This is a genomic window from Sorangium sp. So ce296 (assembly GCF_051529605.1).
GTDB lineage: Bacteria > Myxococcota_A > Polyangia > Polyangiales > Polyangiaceae > Sorangium > Sorangium cellulosum_D.
Genome location: NZ_CP150325.1, coordinates 10,629,912 through 10,648,701 on the forward strand (window position 1 = coordinate 10,629,912; position 18,790 = coordinate 10,648,701).

12 protein-coding genes and 1 tRNA gene are annotated in these 18,790 nt (G+C 72.0%); 3 read left to right on the top strand and 10 right to left on the bottom strand.

The genetic code is table 11. The features are described 5' to 3' along the window. Window positions 1–26: 26 nt before the first annotated feature. The 4 genes from WME98_RS39485 to WME98_RS39500 are packed head-to-tail and all read right to left on the bottom strand — an operon-like array spanning window position 27 to window position 4,926. On the bottom strand, window positions 27–1,124 hold the full coding sequence (locus WME98_RS39485) for a DUF4340 domain-containing protein (RefSeq protein WP_437946862.1): 1,098 nt from the start codon (window positions 1,122–1,124) through the stop codon (window positions 27–29). Window positions 1,125–1,151: 27 nt separating this feature from the next. After that, entirely contained in the window at window positions 1,152–2,993 is a 1,842-nt protein-coding gene (locus WME98_RS39490) for a GldG family protein (protein WP_061625095.1), read from the bottom strand. Between the two features lie 8 nt (window positions 2,994–3,001). Continuing rightward, window positions 3,002–3,736 carry an ABC transporter permease gene (locus WME98_RS39495; RefSeq protein ID WP_437946863.1) on the bottom strand — a complete coding sequence of 245 codons (735 nt, stop codon included), beginning with the start codon at window positions 3,734–3,736 and terminating at the stop codon, window positions 3,002–3,004. Between the two features lie 5 nt (window positions 3,737–3,741). After that, on the bottom strand, window positions 3,742–4,926 hold the full coding sequence (locus WME98_RS39500) for an ATP-binding cassette domain-containing protein (RefSeq protein WP_437337723.1): 1,185 nt from the start codon (window positions 4,924–4,926) through the stop codon (window positions 3,742–3,744). 394 nt (window positions 4,927–5,320) lie between these two features. On the opposite strand from WME98_RS39500, the gene WME98_RS39505 reads away from it, so the two are divergent. Then, window positions 5,321–6,568, top strand: a complete 1,248-nt coding sequence (locus WME98_RS39505) for an aspartate kinase (RefSeq protein ID WP_437561932.1) — start codon at window positions 5,321–5,323, stop codon at window positions 6,566–6,568. A gap of 146 nt (window positions 6,569–6,714) precedes the next feature. After that, window positions 6,715–7,959, top strand: a complete 1,245-nt coding sequence (locus tag WME98_RS39510; protein ID WP_437946864.1) for a hypothetical protein — start codon at window positions 6,715–6,717, stop codon at window positions 7,957–7,959. A gap of 59 nt (window positions 7,960–8,018) precedes the next feature. On the opposite strand, the gene WME98_RS39515 is transcribed toward WME98_RS39510, so the two are convergent. Together WME98_RS39515 and WME98_RS39520 are read right to left on the bottom strand one after the other, a co-directional pair. Continuing rightward, window positions 8,019–9,614 (bottom strand): TROVE domain-containing protein, encoded by a 1,596-nt coding sequence (locus tag WME98_RS39515; RefSeq protein ID WP_437946865.1) that lies wholly within the window; start codon window positions 9,612–9,614, stop codon window positions 8,019–8,021. A 133-nt stretch (window positions 9,615–9,747) separates the two neighbouring features. Further along, a tRNA-Arg gene (locus tag WME98_RS39520) sits at window positions 9,748–9,881 on the bottom strand. Between the two features lie 1,048 nt (window positions 9,882–10,929). On the opposite strand from WME98_RS39520, the gene WME98_RS39525 reads away from it, so the two are divergent. Continuing rightward, window positions 10,930–11,649 (top strand): hypothetical protein, encoded by a 720-nt coding sequence (locus WME98_RS39525; RefSeq protein ID WP_437946866.1) that lies wholly within the window; start codon window positions 10,930–10,932, stop codon window positions 11,647–11,649. 125 nt (window positions 11,650–11,774) lie between these two features. On the opposite strand, the gene WME98_RS39530 is transcribed toward WME98_RS39525, so the two are convergent. The 4 genes from WME98_RS39530 to WME98_RS39545 form a co-directional block, all read right to left on the bottom strand. Continuing rightward, complete coding sequence (locus tag WME98_RS39530) at window positions 11,775–13,856, bottom strand: S9 family peptidase (protein WP_437946867.1); 2,082 nt, start codon at window positions 13,854–13,856, stop codon at window positions 11,775–11,777. A gap of 123 nt (window positions 13,857–13,979) precedes the next feature. Then, on the bottom strand, window positions 13,980–16,898 hold the full coding sequence (locus WME98_RS39535; RefSeq protein ID WP_437946868.1) for a hypothetical protein: 2,919 nt from the start codon (window positions 16,896–16,898) through the stop codon (window positions 13,980–13,982). Window positions 16,899–17,079: 181 nt separating this feature from the next. Beyond that, complete coding sequence (locus WME98_RS39540) at window positions 17,080–18,123, bottom strand: PQQ-dependent sugar dehydrogenase (protein ID WP_437946869.1); 1,044 nt, start codon at window positions 18,121–18,123, stop codon at window positions 17,080–17,082. A gap of 107 nt (window positions 18,124–18,230) precedes the next feature. After that, complete coding sequence (locus tag WME98_RS39545) at window positions 18,231–18,785, bottom strand: hypothetical protein (protein ID WP_061621744.1); 555 nt, start codon at window positions 18,783–18,785, stop codon at window positions 18,231–18,233. Window positions 18,786–18,790 lie beyond the last annotated feature (5 nt).

Consider the following 18,790-nt stretch of genomic DNA (forward strand, 5'->3'; position numbering starts at 1 on the left):
CCCGATCTCCCGCGCGATGTCGCCGGCTACTCGCCGTCGTCCATGCCCGGCATGCCCGGCATGCCCATGTGGCCCGCGGCCTCGTCTTCATGGGGGTTCGCGGGCTTCTCGTCCTTCTTCTCGCTCTTCTCGAACCGCTTCTGGTCCGCGAGGGCCCAGTCGGCCGACCACGACGACAGCACGTAGATCGTGCCGTCGCCGCCTTCCTTGACGGCGTAGCGGCTCTGGCCCTTCGCGGTCTTGCCCACCTTGATCGTGTGGTCGCCCGCGTTGTCCTTGAGCTTGATCGTGACGATGCCGCCGTTCGTGGTCGCCGCGTCGAGCCCGGTGTCGGCGTCCGACTTGCCGTCGCCGAAGTCCTCCGCGCCGAGGCCCTTGAAGGCCCGGAGCAGGTCCTTCACCTTCGCCTCGTCGAACTTCTCCCACTTCGCGGAGGCCGCGCCGATCTTGCCGCCCTTGTCGCGGGGCGCGAACGTGCCGGCCCACTTGTCGCCGTTCTTCGAGAAGCTGAACAGGCCGTTCTTGTTCTCGACCGAGACCTGGACCACGTTCTCGTCCTCGAACTTGAGGATCGAGTTCTCGCGCCAGTTCTTCGGCTCCCGCGTGTAGAGGTAGCTCGAGTAGCCGCCCGCGATGTAGACGCCGTCCTTGCCTTCGACGCGCGACATCTGCCCGCGCGACCCGCTCTTGCCGAAGTACATGTCGAGCGCCTTCTCGTCGCCCTTGTACGCGACCACGTGGACGGCCTTGTCGTCGGTGAGCTCGTACTGGCCGTAGGTGCCGCTCGTCCTGTCGATCACCTCCTTCAGCTTGAGCTCCTTCAGGTTGTCGAGCAGGCTCCGCACGTTCGCCGTGTTCGCCTTGGCGTTCACGGGCTTCGTGACCTCCCACGTGTCGCCCTTCTTCTCGAGCGTCACGTCGGACTTGTCGGCGTTCTTGATCGAGATCTTCGTGATCTTCTCGACGTCGTCCTTCGAGACCCCGACGCTCGGCAGGTCCGCCGTCGCGGCGGTCGCCGAGTGGGCGGCCAGCTGGTCCTTCTGCCGCTTCTGCATGAGGAACACGCCGACGCCGAGGAGCGCGAGGAGGACGAGGGCGACGTAGATTTTATGCTCGGTCTTCATGGCTCTTTCACCCACCATGGCTCTGCCTCAGTCGAGCGTGATGTTCTCGCGGGCGCTCTCGCGCCGCCGCCACCGGACGATGCCGAACGCCGCGAAGAGGACCGCCGGCAGGAGCGTGAGCGTCCACTGCACGCGCTGCTGCACGGTCTTGCGCTCCGCCCGGTACTCCTCGGCCTTCTTGGCCAGCGCGGCCTCGTCGTCCGTGGCCTCCTGCTTCGGCTTCTCGATGTCCGCGTAGGTCAGGTTGGTCTCGCCGAACATCTTCGCGGTCGCCGCGAGCAGCGTGCTGTCGCCCGCCATCCAGTCGAGGGTGTTCTTGAACGCCAGGATGGTGGCGGTCAGGTACTTCTGCGCGTAGGGCTGCGAGAGCATCAGGAGGTCCTCGTCGCCGCCCATCCCGCCCATCATCGCCATCTGCGGCGGCATGGGGGGCGGGTTGCCCGCGCGGGCGAACGGGTTCGCGAGGAACTGCGACGCCGAGAGCACGAGGATCCGGCTCGGGGCCGCGCTCTCCGCGGGCGCGGTGATCCCGAGCCCCTCCTGGCCGCCGAAGGCGCTCTTGAGCTTGCCCTCGACCGTCACGCCGATCGCGCGCTGCGCGTACTCGCCCTTCGGCTTCCAGTCGGCCGAGAACTTCATGTCGATGGTCTCGGACGTGTCGGCCGTGGTCTTCGGGGTGGAGCGCGCGACGACCTTCATCGTCGCCTCGGGCTGCTTCTCCGGGTGCGGCACGAGGGTCGACGGGAAGGGGAAGGCGAGCTCGGGGAGGCGGAAGAAGCCGGGGAACGACGAGTCGAGGATCTGCTCGTTCTCGTCGAAGCGGCTGTCCTCCTGGAGCTGGAGGATGCCCGGCGCGCGGAACCACATGAGCTGGCCCGACTGCGACTGGACCGGGATGGCCATCGAGCGGCTCCAGTCGAGGATCGCCTCCTTCTTCATCTCGACGCCGTAGCCGTCGAGCAGCTTCTCGAGGCCCCAGGTGTTGAGCGTCGCCTTCATCGACGGGTCGGACGCCTTGAGGTTCACCGCGCCGGCGAACACGGCGAGCGACTTGTCGCCGAGCATCAGGAACTGGTCGATGCGGCGCAGCTCCTTCTCGGTGAACTCCTTGCCCGGCTGCGTGATGACGAGGCCGGAGAGCTCCTTGTTGATCTCGGCGTCGCCGCCCTTCAGGTCGACGTCCTCGAACTTGTAGAACGGGAAGTGGTGCTCGAGCAGCGCCCGCATCGACGGGCCGCCCCGGCCGCCCTGCGAGGCGACGAGGTTCGGGTCGGTGAGCTTGATCTCGTCCTTGCCGGTCACGACGCCGATCTTCGTGTCGATGCCGTCCGCCTTGTCGCGGATCTCCCGGATGGTGTTCGTGATCCAGAACTCGAGGCCCTGCCCCTGATCGGGCGAGAGCATCGGGATCGCCTCCTTCTCGCTGCCGTACTTGAAGGCGATGCCCATGAACCCGCGGGTGATCGTCGCCTGGTCCTGGCCGGTCTCGCTGCCCTCGCCGAACGCGGCCTCCTGCAGGCCCGCCTCCTTGGCGGCGGCGCGCTGCTCGTCCGTCTTCGGCTCGATGATCGCGTAGTGGAGCTTGCCGTTCGAGGCCTGCTCGTACTCGTTCATCAGGTCGGTGAGGTCCTGGATGAACGCCTCGTGCTTCGGGAGCCCCCGGGTGACGTAGACGTCGATCTGGAGATCCTGCTTGAGCCCCTCGCGGACGAGGTGGGCCGAGCCCTTCGAGAGGGTGAACCTCTCGGTCTTCGTCATGTCGAAGCGCTTGTAAACGCCGTGCGAGATGACGTTGGCCACCACGAGGATGGCGGCCACGATGGCCAGATAGACGCCTGTTTGCGTCGCGGCTTTGGCTTTGCGTTCCATGGTAATCCTTACGCCCACTTCCTGCGCTCAAGCGCCCTGAACGCGGCCATGAGGCAGCCCGCGGTGACGGAGAGGAAGAAGACGATGTCTCGGGTGGACACCATGCCGCGCGCGAACGGCGTGAGGCGGGTGTCGAAGCTGATGAAGGAGAGGACGTCGCGGATGGCCGACGGGGCGTAGTCGGCGAGGTTGTCCACGCCGTGCAGGAACCCGAGCAGCAGGAAGGTGATGAAGAAGGCGATCACCTGGCTCTCGGTCAGCGACGAGATGAGGAGGCCGATCGAGACCGCCGCCGCGCTGTACAGCACGAGCCCGATGTAGCCCGCGACCACCGGCCCGGTGTCGAGCGCGCCGAGGTGCCAGGGCCACGTGAACATCAGGATCGGGTAGAGGATGGTCGAGAAGACCAGCACGAGGACGAGCCCCCACGCCCCGAGGAACTTGCCGAGGACGACCTCGTGGTCCTGCACGGGCAGGGTGATCAGCATCTCGAGCGTGCCGCTCCGCTTCTCCTCGGCGAGGAGCCGCATCGTAATGACGGGGATGATGAGGAAGGAGAGCCCGATCGGCGCCCACGAGAACAGCTGCACGAGCGAGGCGCGGTCCGCCTGCCAGAAGCCGCCGTTCATGAAGAAGAAGGTGACGCCGAGCGCGATCAGCCCGAAGCAGATCACGACATAGGCCAGGGGGGAATCGAAGTTGGAGCGGAACTCCCGCTTCGCGATGGTCAGGGTGGTGCTCATACCGTTCAGCCCTTTTTCTTCGCCGGCGCTTCGTCGTCCGCGCCTTCGTCCTCGTCGCCGGCGCTCTTCGCCTCGTCGCCGGCGCTCTCCTCGTCTTCGTCCTCGTCGTCCTCGTCCTCGTCGTCCGCGGCGCTCGCCTCGTCCTCGTCGTCGAGGTCGTCGGTGATCAGGCGGCGGCCGCGGTCCTTGCGCTCGTCGCCGCGCGTGAGCGCCTTGAACACGTCCTCGAGGCTCTGCGAGTCGCGGCGCATCTCGAGCAGGAGCCAGCCCTTCTGCACGATGAGCTGGAAGAGCTCGGGCCGGATGTCGCCGCCGAGCGCGCCGAGGAGCTGGAAGCTGTGGGCGCTGTCGTCGGTCGGCAGCTCGGTCACGCTGGTGACGCCGGGCAGCCCGGCGAGCGCCTCCTGGACCTCCTGCGCGGTCGGGGGCTTGCGCGCGCCCGACCGGTAGCCGTCGCCGCCCTCGAAGACCTTCTTTTCGTGGACGGTCACGACGTAGCGGACCTTGCCGCTCTTCGCGCGGATGTCGTCGAGGGGGCCGTCGGCGACGACGCGCCCCTTGGAGACGATGATGGCGCGGGCACAGGCGGCCTCGACCTCGGAGAGGTTGTGGGTGGACAGGAGGATCGTCCGCTCTTTGCCGATCTCCTTGATGTAACGGATGACCTCCGCCTTCTCGTTCGGGTCGAGGTCGCTCGTCGGCTCGTCGAGGATGAGGATCGGCGGGTCGTGGACGAGCGCCTGGCCGAGGCCGACGCGCTGGCGATAGCCGTGGGAGAGGGTGCCGATGTCCTTGCCGAGCACCTGGGCGAGGCCGCACACCTCGACGATCCCCTTCATCCGCTTCTTGAAGACCGACTGGTCGAGCCCGCGCATGTCCGCGACGAACGACAGGTACTCCCAGACGTTCATCTCGCCGTAGAGCGGGGCGCGCTGGGGCAGGTACCCGAGCTTGCGCCGGACATCGAGCGGCTCGTCGAAGACGTCGTATCCGTGCACCCGCGCCGTCCCGGCCGACGCCGAGATGAAGCAGGTGAGGATGCGCATCGTCGTCGACTTGCCGGCCCCGTTTGGTCCGAGGAAGCCGACGACCTCGCCGCGATGGACCTCGAAGCTCACCTTGTCGAGCGCGCGCAGCGACCCATAGCGCTTGGTCAGCGAGCTCGCCTCGATCATCACATCGCTAGCCAAAATGACCTCCTTACGATGGTTCCTTGAGAAGCGGAGCGCCTTGCTCCGCGGTTCGCCTCTGGCGATCCCCCGCCCCTCACCGGCGACCTCGCCGTCGGGGCCCCCTGGATCGCCCATTACCCAGGCGAAGGGGGCGCCATCGTAGCGACGGGGGGATCTGTGTCAACAGCGCCGACCCGAAGCGGCTGAGCCGGGGGTTTATTCCCGTCGGCCGGGCCCGCGCCGGGCGTGGTTGTCCGGGGTATCCACGTTGGCGTGGGTGGGCGGGACGGCGGCGCTCCTTCGGCATGTCCGGGTCGTGCCGTGTTCGGTTGCTTCACGGCTTTGCTTCACGGCCGTGTCAAATTTCCTCTTGACCCGGGCGTCCATGTTGGACTAGTTGGCCACACCTCGCGTGAGCCTCATCGTCCAGAAGTTCGGCGGCACGTCCGTCGGGTCCATCGAGCGCATCCAGCGGGCGGCCGCCCGGGCGCTCGCCACACAGCAGGCCGGCCATGACGTCGTGGTCATCGTGAGCGCGATGGCCGGCGAGACGAACCGGCTGCTCAAGCTGGCGTCGGACATCGCGCCGGTCCCCGACGCGCGGGAGATGGACGCGCTCGCGGCGACCGGCGAGCAGGTCTCTGCGGCGCTGATGGCGATCGCCATCCAGGCGCAGGGCGGCAAGGCGCGGAGCTTCCTCGGCCACCAGCTGAAGATCCTGACGGACAGCGCGTACACGAAGGCGCGGATCAAGGCGATCGACGCCCAGCGGCTGCACGAGGCGCTGGCGGGGGGGAAGATCGCGGTGGTCGCCGGCTTCCAGGGCGTGGACGACGCGGGCAACATCACGACGCTCGGGCGCGGCGGCAGCGACACGAGCGCGGTGGCGATCGCGGCGGCGGTGGGCGCCGAGTGCGAGATCTACACGGACGTCGACGGCGTTTACACGACGGACCCGAACATCTGCAAGACGGCGCGGAAGATCGAGCGGATCAGCTACGAAGAGATGCTGGAGCTCGCCTCGCTGGGCGCGAAGGTCCTTCAGATACGGAGCGTGGAGGTTGCGATGAAGTATGGTGTCCCGGTGCACGTGCGGTCGTCGTTCTCGGACGTGCCGGGCACGTGGGTCGTCGGCGAGGAGCAGTCGCTCGAGAGCGTGACGGTGACGGGCGTGGCCCTCGACCGCAACGAGGCGCGGGTGATGCTGGTCGGCGTCGACGACAAGCCGGGCGTCGTGGCGCAGATCTTCGGCGCGCTGGCCGAGGAGAACATCAGCGTCGACATGATCATCCAGAACGCGCCGAGCTACGGGCTGGAGGCGCGCGGCGCGGCCGGCGAGGTGAAGGCCGACGTGACCTTCACCGTCGGCAAGGCCGATCTTCCGCGGGCCAAGCAGGTGATGGAGAAGATCGCCGGCGGCGTGGGCGCGGTGGGCATCCGCTACGAGGAGGACATCGTGAAGGTGTCGATCGTCGGCCTCGGGATGCGCACGCACGCCGGCGTGGCGGCGCGGATGTTCCAGCTGCTCGCGGCCGAGGGGATCAACATCCAGGCGATCTCCACGAGCGAGATCAAGATCTCGTGCCTGGTCTCGACGAAGTACGCTGAGCTCGCCGTCCGCGCGCTGCACGACGGCTTCGGGCTCGGCAACAAAGCGTAACGAAACCTGTGCTACGGTCGTAATGCGCTCGCTGTGAGCGGCTCACCGACATGGTCGGTGCGGCTGCTCGCGGCGCGTTGCGTTATGGCGTCGCGACCGCTCCGCGGGGGGCGCACGGCGTTGCTTTTGTCGTCGTGGAGGTTCGCATGCGTAGCAGGGATGTTGGGCTGCTTGTGCGGCTAGGTGCGCTCGGCGCCGTGGCGCTGCTCGGGGGCGCCGGCGGGTGTCAGCCCGAGGGGAACAGCGTCGGTGCGCCGGCGGGGCCAGGGGGGCCCGGAGGGACGACCGGCACCGGCGGCAGCGGGGCAGGGACGAGCGCGGGAGAGGGCGGCAGCGGGGGCGAGGCGGGGGCGGCCACGACGGGGAGTGCCGGTGGGGGCGGGGGAGGGACGGAGGATCCCCCGCCGGCTCAGGTGGTGACGATCCAGGACGTCACCATGGGCACGGTCGCGTCGGGGATCGTGGAGCTGCGGGGCGTCGTGGCGATGAGCCCGAAGTTCCTCGTGTCCCAGAGCAGTGCGGGCCGCTGTACCTACGGCGTCTATCTCTCCGCGCCGGGGCTGACCGAGACCGCGCCCTACTCCGGAATCCTCGCGGTGGATCGGGGGAACGATGCCACGACGGGGTCCGGCGGGAAGCTGTATTGCGCCAAGCTCGGCGAGGAGCCTGCCGGGGGGGAGATCCCCGACGACGTCATGCCGGGAGACGTCCTGAACGTGGTCGGAGAGACGTCCTATTTCCTGCTGGACTTCTGCGGCGCGGACACGTGCGGCGATCTCCAGTGCGATGAACAGGAGCGCGCGTGTCACGACGACGAGGCGGCGTGCGAGGCCGACGAGCACCAGTGCTGGGAGGACTGCAGCGCTGATCCCCTGCCGTACGTCGAGAGCAAGACCCGGCAGCGCCAGCTCGCCTATCTCACCAAGATGGAGAAGGTCGGGGACGAGCGGGCGCCCTTGCCCGAGCCGCACGCGCTGACCGCGGAGGAGATCGCGTCGCTGAGCTCGGCCGCGGACGCGAGCTTTCACGACCGGTGGGGTGGGGTGAAGGTCCGGCTCCGCGATGTGGCGGCGGTGCCCTGGTCGCAGGGGACCGTGGTGAATTACGGCAACATGGTCGCGGACACCGATCCTGGGGAGGGCGTCGCGAAGCTCCAGATCGGCAACGACATCTACTACCGCGGGTACGCGCCCCTGGACGACGCGTGCCACAAGGGGCCGGTGTTCGCGGACGCGGCGACGACCTGGCAGCAGATCGATGGATTCAGCTCGCTGGACGGGTGTCTCTGGACCTTGCAGGTCGTCGACCCGTGCGCCGATTTCCTCCCGGCCAGCGGCATGTGCGGCGCGAGGACGAGCTGCTCCTCGGAGCCGCAGCCGGGCTCGGAGTGACGGCATGACGGCGCTGCCCCCGCGCATCGCCGCGGCGACGCCTCGTCCGGCGCGCGCCGCTACGCCTGCGCCATCGCGGCGGCGAAGCGCAGGAGCCCCTCGCCCCAGCCGCCGAGGATGTACGTGCGATCGTAGAACTCGGGCACCAGGGTGTCCTGGTAGCCGGCGACCTGCACCAGGAACACGCGCACGTCGCGGTGCACGGCCGCTCGGTACGCAGCGACGAGCTTGGCCACGTCGATGTAGTGCCCGTTCCAGGCGAAGTCCGCGTAGTCCTTCGGGCGCGACCCGTAGAGGCCGCCGTGGCCGGCCTGCATGTCGCTCAGCACGAACACCGCGTCCCAGCGCTGCCGCTCGCGGATCGCGCGATCCCAGAACAGCCACACGCCGTTCTCGGTCGCCATGCCGATCGTGCGGGCGATCTGCTCCGCGCGGTCGAGCTGCGAGAACACGCTCTCCTGCTTGCGCACCGCGAAGCTCTCGAGCCGGTCGCCGAACACGCCGAGGTGCCCGTCGTCGGCGCGCATCCCGGCCACGACCCCCGTGAGGTTCGCGATCGTGGAGACGCGCATGGTCCCGAGGCTGCTCGTGGTCGTGCCCTGCGCGGAGCCGCTGTTGTCGCAGAGCACCATCACCCGGCCGGGGAAGCGCGGCACCTCGCCGAGCGCGCGGTGCAGGCACTGCTCCACGGCGTCGAGCACGGCGCCCGGCGCGCAGCCCTTCACCGCCTGGTAGGCGCTGTAGTACCGGAAGGGCAGCTGCTTGCCCTCCGCGGCCGTCGCCACGAGCTTCGGCAGGAACGCCTCGGCCGGCACGCCCGCCTCGATCAGGTTGCGCAGGTTGCGCAAGAGGGCCATGTGGCCCATGGCCGGCAGCGCCTTGCGCCACGCGCACCGGTTCGAGCCGCGGGCCGAGACGATCGCCTCCCAGGTGCGGCCGGTCGCGCGGAGCGCGCCCTTCGCGAGGCGGTCGACGCTCGGGCTCTTCGGGTGCACGAGGTTCACGACGTCCACGGTCTTGCTCCCCTTGCCCTCGAGCCGGTACTTCGCGAGGGCGTGATCGTCGAAGCGCTGGAGGGCGTCGCGCAGCGCGCGCTTCAGCGCGTTCGGCACCGGCTTGCCGAAGCGGTAGAGCTGGTACGCGAGGGCGACCGCCGGCTCGTCCGCGCGCTTCAGGATGCGCGGCGCGAAGCGGCGCACGAGGCCCGTTCCGCGCACCGCGGCGGCGTTCGCCGCCCGCACCAGGATGACCTGCGGCGTCGTGCGGAGGTGCTCCTCCTCGCGCAGCCGCGCCGCCTCGGCGAGCGTCGCCTCCGGATCGGCCGCGAGCGCCTCGTCGATGGCCTTCTCGATCAGCGCCGCCGGCGAGAGCGCGCGCCACTCGGCCGGATCCACGGCGCCGAGCGTCTCGCGCAGGCGCTTCACGTCCGCGTCGGAGAGGCGCGCGCGGTCGGCGGCCCTCTTCTTGGTCTTCGCCGGGCGCGGGTCCACCGGATCGCGGTGGTAGTACATGGGCTCGCCGAAGAAGCACGAGGAGGCCGCGAGGCGGAGGCGCTTCAGCGGATCGGCGATGTCGTAGGAGCGCCCGCCCATCCAGTTCAGGTGCGAGGCGACGTCGTGCTTGGCCTTACGCTTGAGATGCTGAAAGAACGCCATGATGACACCTCCTCCCTCGGCGCACGCGCGACGAGGGGCCGAGAGAGCGGGCGCAGCGCGGAGGACGGTGGTCACGGGGTTTGTCGTGTGGAAACGAAGGAGCCGTGACGCTCACTGCCGCGCTGCGCCCTTGTGCCAGAGGCGGGATTCGAACCCGCGACCTCGTCCTTAGGAGGGAAGTAACCCCGGATCTCACTGCCGGCGCTCATCGCGCCGGAGAACACCGTCCGGAGTTGTTTTCGCGCTCTACCGCTGAGCTACTCTGGCGTGGACGCTGAGGGGTTATTGCAGGGAGGATGCCAGGCGGCCTCTGGCGGGGTTTTCCGGGGGGAGCCGCGGGGAGCGAGCGCGGGGCTCGGGGGCGGCCTATCCTGGAGGATAAAACCGTAGACCTTGGGATAGATGGGGGAGCGCCGCGGCGGGACGCGGGGGCGCGCCGGGACCGGCGGAGCTCCCGCCGCCCGGCCGGCGGTGAGCGATGGGGGCTGTGGGCGGGCGCGCCGGGGCGCACGGCCGGGGACGGGGCCGGCGCGGCACCGGCCGGATGGCCGGAAGGGGTCCGGGGGGTGGCGACCGTGGCGGGCGCTCGTGACGAGCGCGCGCGGAGGTCGCGACCAATCGCTCCGCATGATTTCGACGGAACGGATAGGTCGCGACCTATCGCTCAGCGTAATTTTGAAGGAACGGACAGGTCGCGACCTATCGCGCGGCATGATTTCAACGGAACGGACAGGTCGCGATGTGGGCGGGGCCTACGAAACGAGGGGGCGGATTGGTTGCGGCCTCCGCAGGGGCTCCGAGACGAGGGGGTGAGGTCGGGGTCGTCGTGGTCGAGCCTGCCGGGGGCGCCGCCGAGCCGCGTCGCCAGGTCGGCCGGCGCCGGCGGGGCGCGGGGCGGCTCGGCGGCGCTCGGCGCTGCGCGCAGGAAGCTGGGCACCGCCGGCGCGCGGCGCGGGGCAGGGTCGCCGGTCGGTCTGGGCGCGGGGGGCTCGCTCGGCCCGGCCGGCGGAGACGTCTCCGGGCGAGCCGCGCCGGCTCCCTCCACGCGTGCGCCCGCCGCCTCCGGGGGCAGCGCGAGAGAGCGGGGGCGAGGCGCGTTGGGCGATGGGATCATCAGCAGGCGCTTGAGTTGTTTCGTGATCATCGCTGTCCCGCCGCTCCGATGCGCTCCAGGCCGGCTCGCCGTCGTGGATGTCCACGACAGGTACCACGGTGCCGGCGTCGTCGCGGACCACGAAATCCCCTCCCGCCGCTCGCGCGGCTCATGTAGAGAGCTCTGGCTGGGCCCGCCCGTTGCGCCGTGGAGCTGCCCCCCATGTCCGATTCCTACATCTACCAGCGCGATATCGAGGCATACGGCCGCTTCACCGCGTCGCAGATCCGGAAGCTCGTCGTGCCGGTCGATGCGGGCTTCCTGCAGGCGCTGCGCGCCGTCGCGGCGCGGCTCGACGCCGCGACCGAGGCTTCGCGCAAGGCGATGCTGGAGGCGACCGCGGCCGCGGCGGCGGCTCCGGCGTCCAGCGCCGCGAGGAGACGCGAGGCCGCCGCGGTCGCGAGGGGGCGCGACCTGCTGCGCCGCATCGTCGAGCGCGCCGCGTCTCGGCCAGGCGGGGTCGCGCTCGCCCGCGACCTCCTCCAGGGCCAGAGCCTCGCCACGGCGCTCCGCGCCCGCCCCGCGAAGCTCGCCGAGGCGCTGGCGCACGCGGCGGAGGTGATCGAGCAGCGCAAGCGTCCGCTGCCCGAGCGCGAGGCGTGGGTGGCCGAGCTGGAGCGCGCCCGGGAGGCCCTCGATCCGTTCCTCCGGAGCGTGCGCAAGGCCCGGCTCGCCCGCCGCACGATGACCCCCGAGGCGAAGGCCGCGCGCGCCGAGTGGCTCACCGTCTACGGTGCGGCGAAGCTCCTCGTGAAGTGCGTGCTCCGGCTCCACGGCAAGGTGTCCCTGATGCCGCAGGTCTTCGACGATCTCGCCGGCGCAGGCCGCGCCCCCGGCGAGCCGGTGAGCCCGGCGCAGCGTCCGGCCACCCGCACCGCGTGAAGCCTCCTGTCCTCTCCAGGGTCTGACCGCATCCGACCCGCAGGCCCCGGCGCGGTGGGGCCGAGGCGAGCGCGCTCGCCGCGCGGCGCGGGGAGCGCCGGTGTCGAGCCGCCAGGAATACGGGCCTACCGCGCCCCGAGGTGCGTCCGGAAGAACCGCACCAGGTGCCCGTACTGGAGCACCTGGTTGTCCCGCTTCTGCACGCCGTGCCCCTCGTCGGCGAACAGGATGAGCTCCGACGGGATCTTCTTCGCCTCCAGCGCCTGCTGGATCTGCACCGACTCGCCCGCAGGCACGCGCGGATCGGTCACCCCCTGCATGATCAGCAGAGGCGCCTTCACCCGATCGAGGTGCGTGATCGGCGACAGCTTGAGGAGCGCCTCCCGGTCCTTCTCGGGATCTCCGTACTCGGAGATCCGGAGGATGCGCCGGTAAGGCGCGGTGTTCTGGAGGAACGTCACCAGGTTGCTCATGCCGACGACGGCCGCGCCCGCGTCGTAAGCGCCGGCGAACATCGTCATTCCGATCAGCGCGGCATAGCCGCCGTAGCTGCCGCCGAAGACGCCGACCCTCGGCGGCCGGCCCTCGTGACCGAAGCTCGCCCTGACGAACTTCGCGGCGTCCTCGATGTCCGCGATCACGTCGAGCCGCTTCGCGCCGTCGTCCGCGTGCAGCCAGGTCTTGCCGTAACCGTCGCTCCCCCGGACGTTCGGCTCCACGAACACGAACCCCGCGTCCACGAAGATCTGCGCCCGCGCGTTGAACCCCGCCCTGGTCTGGCTCTCCGGGCCGCCATGGAAATGGACGATGACCGGACACGGCCGCTCGCACTGGGCAGGGCGCCGTACGAACATCGGGATCTGCGCCCCGTCGCGCGCCGGATAGGACTCCAGCGTGACCGCCGCGAACGCGTCCGGCGGCATCTCCGGCATGCTCGGGGTGTGCCACTGCGTCAGCTTGCCGGTCGTCCAGTCGAGGACGTAGCTCGCCGCCGGCGCCCTCGAGGTCTCCAGGAGGAGCGTCGTGAACCGGCCGTCCGGCGTCGTCGCGACCGGCACCACGTGATCCGCCGCCGGCAGCGCGGGCAGCTTGACCTCGCGGTACGACCTCGCGTCGAGCGCGCGGAGCCGCGTGTAGCCCCGCTCGTTCACCGTGTAGAGCACCCGCTTCCGCGCCCGATCGATGGAGAAGGCGCTGACGTCGAACGGGATCTCCGGCGTGATCGGCGTGAGCTTCCCCGCCTTCCAGCTGTAGAGCCGGCGGTGCTCCCCGAGGCGCGGCGTGAGGACGAGGACCTCGCCGAGCGCCGCGCCGTACATGGCCCTGTAGTCCTCGCGCTCGCCCTGCCCGAAGAGGGGAGTCAGCGTCCCGGCCGCCGGATCGGCCTTTGCGGCGCCCGGCGCCCACTCGTAGAGCTCGCTCATGTTGGAGCCGACGTCCTTGGCGAGCAGCAGGCGGCCCCCCGCCGCGGCGTCCACGGCGCGCCAGATGCCCTCGCCATCGAACACGAGCTCGCGCCGCTTCGACGCGATGTCATACCGGTAGATGGCATACGCGTCCTTCTTGATGTCGTTGGCCCGGTGATAGACGGTTCGGCCGTCGTCGGAGACGAGCTGCAGCTGCGTCTGCACGCCGGGCTTGTGCTGGATGGCGAGGAGCGGCCCGCCCTTCGCGTCCTGGAGATAGAGCCCGGGGTTCTCCTCGCCCTTGCGATCGCGCGAGAGGACGAGGTGCGCGCCGTCCGGCGTGACGTCCACCACCACCGTCGGATCCTCGCCGCCCGTCAGCTGCAGCGGGAAGCGCTGCGGCCCATCGAGCCGGAAGACCTGCCTCGTCCCCGTGATCGCCCAGGTGAAGTAGAGCGCCTTGCCGTCCGGCCCGAGGACGCCGCCCCCGGGCGCGCGCACGTCGAGCAGCGCCTGGATCCGGCGCGACACGTCGTCCGGGAGCGGAGGCGGGGCGTAACGCGCCAGGAACTCAGGAGAGACGCTCGCCGCGCCGTGGCCCTCGTACCCCGGCCGCTCGGGCGCAGGCCGCGGCGCCTCGGCGGGGGCCGACGGCGAAGGCGGCGCGGGCGCGGCCGGCCGGGGCGCGGCCGGCGCAGGCGCCGTCGGGGCGGGCGCGCACGCCGCGGAGAGGGCCAACAGGCCGACCAAGGAGCGCAGCGCGCCGTCGTGGCGCGGGCGCCGCGTCGAGCGGGACGACATGCCGCGCATTTCGCCGGAGCGGCCGCGCCCCGGCAAGGTCAAAGGCCGCGGCGCGACCGGCCCGGATCGCCGGAGCGGCGGCGCCCCGGCGACGCCCGACGCCGCGGCGGCGACCGGGGCAGCTCAGTCGGGCTCGCCCGGGAGCCTCAGGCGGCCGAGGGCCGCTTCCGCCGCCGCGAGCTCCGCCGCGAGCTTCCGCAGCAGCTCGGCTTCCTCCCCCTGGAGCGAGATGTTCGGGACGAGCGCGTTCAAGGCCCGGCGGTTGTACGCGAGCCCGAGCGGCGAGCCCTTCTCGAGGTTCATCGCCATGGACTCGGCCAGGAGCGAGAGCGCCTCCCGGTGCAGCCCCTTCGCCGAGAGCACCTCCGCGAGCGCGGCCGTCGAGCGGGCCAGGCCGATGAGATCGCCGAGCGCCTCCTCGGCCTCGATCGCCGCGGTCAGGCGCTGCGTCGCGCGATCGAGGCGGCCCTTGCGGAGCTCCAGCCGGCCGATCGTCTCCCACACCCGGGCGATCTCCCGGGTGTCCCCGAGCTGCTTGTAGGTGCGCTCGGCGGCGAGCGCGTGATCGATCCCCATCGACAGGGCGTCGGACTCGCGCCCGGGCCGGGCGGGGACGTGGAGCGGGATCCGCGCGAAGAGGTGATCCGTCTCGGCCAGCTCGACGCGCGCCACCGGATCGACGCGGGCCCGCTCCTCGAAGACCCGGCGCGACTCGGTGAGGAGGTGCGTCGCCCGGACGGGATCGCCCATGCGCACGTAGACCGCCGCCTGGTCGTTGAGCAGCCGGGCCGAGCCGAGCGCGTCCCCGGCGTCGAGCAGCAGGCGGCTCGCCGTCGTGAGCTCCTCGAGCGCGCGCTCCAGCGAGCGCATGTCGCCGAGGTCGTAGCAGACGCTCGCGATGAGCGCGGCGACCTCGGCGTGCAGCTCCGGCGGGTCGCCCTGCGTGAGGAGCGCCCGCGCGGCGTCGAGCACCTCGAGCGCGCCCGCGAGCGTGAACGCCGGATCCGGGCCGGCCGCCTGCCATTGCACCCGGGCGATGCCCGCGAGCGCGCCGATCCGGAGCCGCCGGCGCGCGGGGGTGGCCGGCAGGCCGTCGAGCAGCGCGAGCGCCTTCTGCCCGTAGCTCAGCGCCTGGGGATACGCGCCCATGGCGGCCGCCTCCGCCGCGGCCGCGCGGTAACGCCGCGCCGCCTCCTCGAGCTCGCCGGCCTCGGTCAGGTGGGCTGCCGCGCGCGCGTCGTGGGGCCGGCGTCCGGCGCTGGCCGCGGGGGCGCTCGGCGCCTCGGCGGGGTCGGGCTCCGGCGGGGCCGGGTGCACGGACACGCCGAGCGGCGCCGCGCCGCGCAGGGATTCGGCCGCCGCGCGCGCCGGGTCGACGCGCGCTCCGCCGGCGGCGTCGGCCGCCGGAGGCCGGAAGGACGGGCGGGAGCCGCCGGGAGACGACCGCTCGGACAGCGCGGCGGGGACGCGCAGCGCGGCCCCGCGGAGCGAGCGGCTCGGCTCGTCCGCCGGGGCGCCGGCGTCGCCGGGGGCGAGATCGCGGGGGACCCGCACCGGCCCCGGGATGGGCGCGTCCAGCGAGTCGGGCGGGGCGTCGAACCGGACGGACTCGGGCGGCTCGGAGAGGCGGCGGCTCTCCGGGTTGCGGTGGAACAGCTCGGCGTAAGGCCACGGCGGGTTGCCCGGCCCGGCGGGCGCGATCGGCGTGGACCTGTCCTGGCCGACGCGCGGCGGCGCGCGCCGCGCGCTGCTCATGGACGGGCCGCCGACATAGGCCGCGACCGGCGGCGGCCGCAGCGTGTCCGCCGCGCGAGGTACCCCGCCGCGTGCCGCCGGGAACGCGGCGTCGGCGCCCTTGTCCCGCTCGTCGGCGGCCGCCGCGCCGCTGGCGTCGGGGCCCTGCGACGCCGCGGCGGCGGGCGCGCCCGGCGATGCGGCGGTCGGCGGGGACATCGCCGCGCTCGTGCGCGGCGTCGCGACGGCTGGGATCGACGTGGACGACGGGGTGGTCGCGATCGGCGCCGCCGCGCCGGGCCTCGCCAGCCCGGCGGCCCGCGCGGCCACGTCGTCGCCGCGCGGCGCGGCGGTGGGAGCGGGCGGCGCGGGAGGCGCCGCGGCGACGCCCGGCGCGGGATCGGGCGTGGCGGCGCGCGGCTCGTGCGCGGCGGGAGCGTCCGGCGCGACCGGCTCCTCGCTGAGGAGCGTCGCGAGCCGCCGGTGCCACAGCCGCGCCAGCGACGGGAGGATCGACCCGCGGAGCGCCTCGACGGTCGCGGGCGGGAGATGGAACCGCCCCTCGCCGCGGTCCTCGACCGGAACGCCGGCGTCGGCGGCGCGCTGCAGCGCCTCGAGCACGTCGACCGCGTCCACGCGGAGGAGCGCGGCGACGAGCTCGCTCTCGAAGCCCGAGCCGACGATCGCGCCGGCCCGGAGCACCCGGAGCACCTCGCCGGGCAGCTCGCGCAGCGCGAGCTGCGCCGGCGGCGGGGGCGCGCTCACGCTCGTCAGCGTGGTCGTCGCCTCCGGCGGCCGGAGGATCGCGTCGGGGCCGAGGGCGGCGCGCACCGCGTTGAGCAGCTCGCCGGCCGGGCCGGCGGGCGCGTGCAGGCGGAAGGACAGGACGAGCGCGACCCGGAGCGCCTCGGGGCGGGACATCACCCGCCGCAGCACGTCGAGCGAGGCGTGATCGGCGAGCTCCACCGCGTCGAAGACGATGGCCCACCTGCGATCGGTCTGCTGCGCGAGCCGGTTCGCGGTCTCGATGAACTCGACGTCGACCATCCGCTCGTGCACGTCGCCGAGGAGCCGGCGCCGGAGCCCCGAGACGACGCGGCTCCGCGCCTGATCGAGCAGCGGGGGCGCGCCGCCGACGAGCCGCTCGACCTTGGTCCGCACCTCGTGCAGCGGCCCCAGCGTCACCTCCGGCACGTCGCAGCGCACGCGCAGGATGCGCAGCCCGAGGTGGGACGGAGGCTCGCCGGGGACGATGTCGAGCAAGGCCGTGTGCCTGCCCTCAGAGACGCGCTGCCAAAGCTGTTCCACGGTCCGCTCCTTCCGTATGGCTCGCTCGGGGGCCTCGCACGACTGCGCCCGCTCTTTGTAGACGTTTCCCGTACCGCACGTCATGGGAATGGCAGCGTTTTCGCCGGGACCTCGCGGCGAGCGCGCCCGGTCGCGTCGTCGCGTCGTCGCGCGCGAGGGCGGGACGACGCGCGCGCCCGGGTCACGGCCGCCGGACGAACCTGTAGATCTCGCCGTCCTGCGAGAGCACGTAGAGCTCGCCGCGCGCGTCCTCCCCGAACGACGTCACGCGCGAGAGGGCGCCGTCGGGATCGAGGATCGGCTTCCAGTCGGTCGGCTCCGTCGCGCGCCCGTCCTTCCAGCGGAAGCTGCGGAGGATCGCGGTGCAGTAGTCCGCGTAGAAATAGAGCCCGTCGAGCTCCGGCAGCTCCGCGCCGCGGTAGACGAAGCCGCCCGTGATCGAGCAGCCGTCGTTGTGGGGGTACTCCAGCACCGGCGGCGTCAGCCCTTCGCGGCTGCAGGCGAGGTCGTGGAGGCAGTGCCCGTCCCCCTCGACCACGTTCCACCCGAAATTGTGGCCCGCGAGCCGGTCGACAGGCGCGACGTGGACCTCCTCGTAGCGGTCCTGGCCGACGTCGGCGATGTACAGGTCGCCGGTCTTGCGGTCGAAGCTGTAGCGCCACGGGTTCCTGAGCCCGATCTGCACGATCTCCGGCGCGGGCCGCTCCTGCCCGTGGCCGTTCACGTCGAGCGCCAGCATCTTGCCGAGCAGCGAGCGCCGGTTCTGCCCGTGGCCGTGGGGATCGTCGCGCTTGCCGCCGTCGCCGGTGCCGACATAGAGCCTGCCGTCCGGCCCGAAGGCGAGGTGGCCGCCGTTGTGGTTCGAGTACGGCTGCGCGACGTGGAGCAGCTCGCGCGCCGTCGCCGGATCCGCGCGCTCGGGGTCGCCCTGCGCCGCGCGGTACTCGACGACGCGGGTGTCGCCGCGCCGATCGGTGTAGTTGATGAAGAAGCGCCCGTTCTCGGCGTAGCGCGGGTGGAACGCGAGCCCGAGGAGGCCTTGCTCTTCCCCGGTCGAGACGAGCGCGGAGACGTCGAGGAACGGCGCGCCCTGGGCCCGGCCGCCCGCAAGGACGCGGATCCGCCCGGGTTTCTCGACGACGAAGAGGCGCTCGCGCGCGTCGCCCGGCGCGAAGGTGAGCGCGACGGGCTGGTCGAGCCCGCGCGCGAACACGGAGAGCGTCACCGCGCGGGCGGCGCCCGCGGCCGGCGGCGGCGGCGGCGCGGGCGAGCCGCACGTGCAGCCGGGAGCGAGCGCCGCCGCGACGGCGGCGGCCGCGATGGGGCCGCGACCTAGTAGCCCCAGAGGAACTCCGCGCGGGCGAACGCCGTGAAGTAGCTCCCCGGACCGTCGCCCGCGCCGGGGAGGAGCAGCGTGTACTTGCCGGCGAAGCCCGCGGCGAACTGGCGGTTGAAGGCGTAGTCGATGCCGAACGGGACCGAGACCCCGAACTGCCCTCGGTGGCAGCTCGGCTGACCATACGAGCCGCACGGCGCGAGGCGCACGCTGTCGTAGGCGCCGGTCATGACGCCGATGTACGGCACCCACTGCAGGATATCGATGACGTAGGTGGCGCCGGCCGACGCGCCGAGGAACATGAGATCGCCCCCCGGGTGCGACGCGGTGTCGAGCTCGACGATCGCGTTGAAGGCGTCCGTGAGCCCGTAGGCGACGTGCAGGCCGCCGCCGAGCCCCGGGTACGTCCCGCCGTCCGCGAGGAGCGCGTACCCGATGCTGGCGCCGGCGTGCCATTGCCGTTCGAAGGCGTCGGCCCGCGAGGGGGCGAGGAGCGCGGCGAGCGCGAGCGCGGCGGCGGCGGTCAGCAGGGGGGCAGGGGAGCGTCTCATGGTCG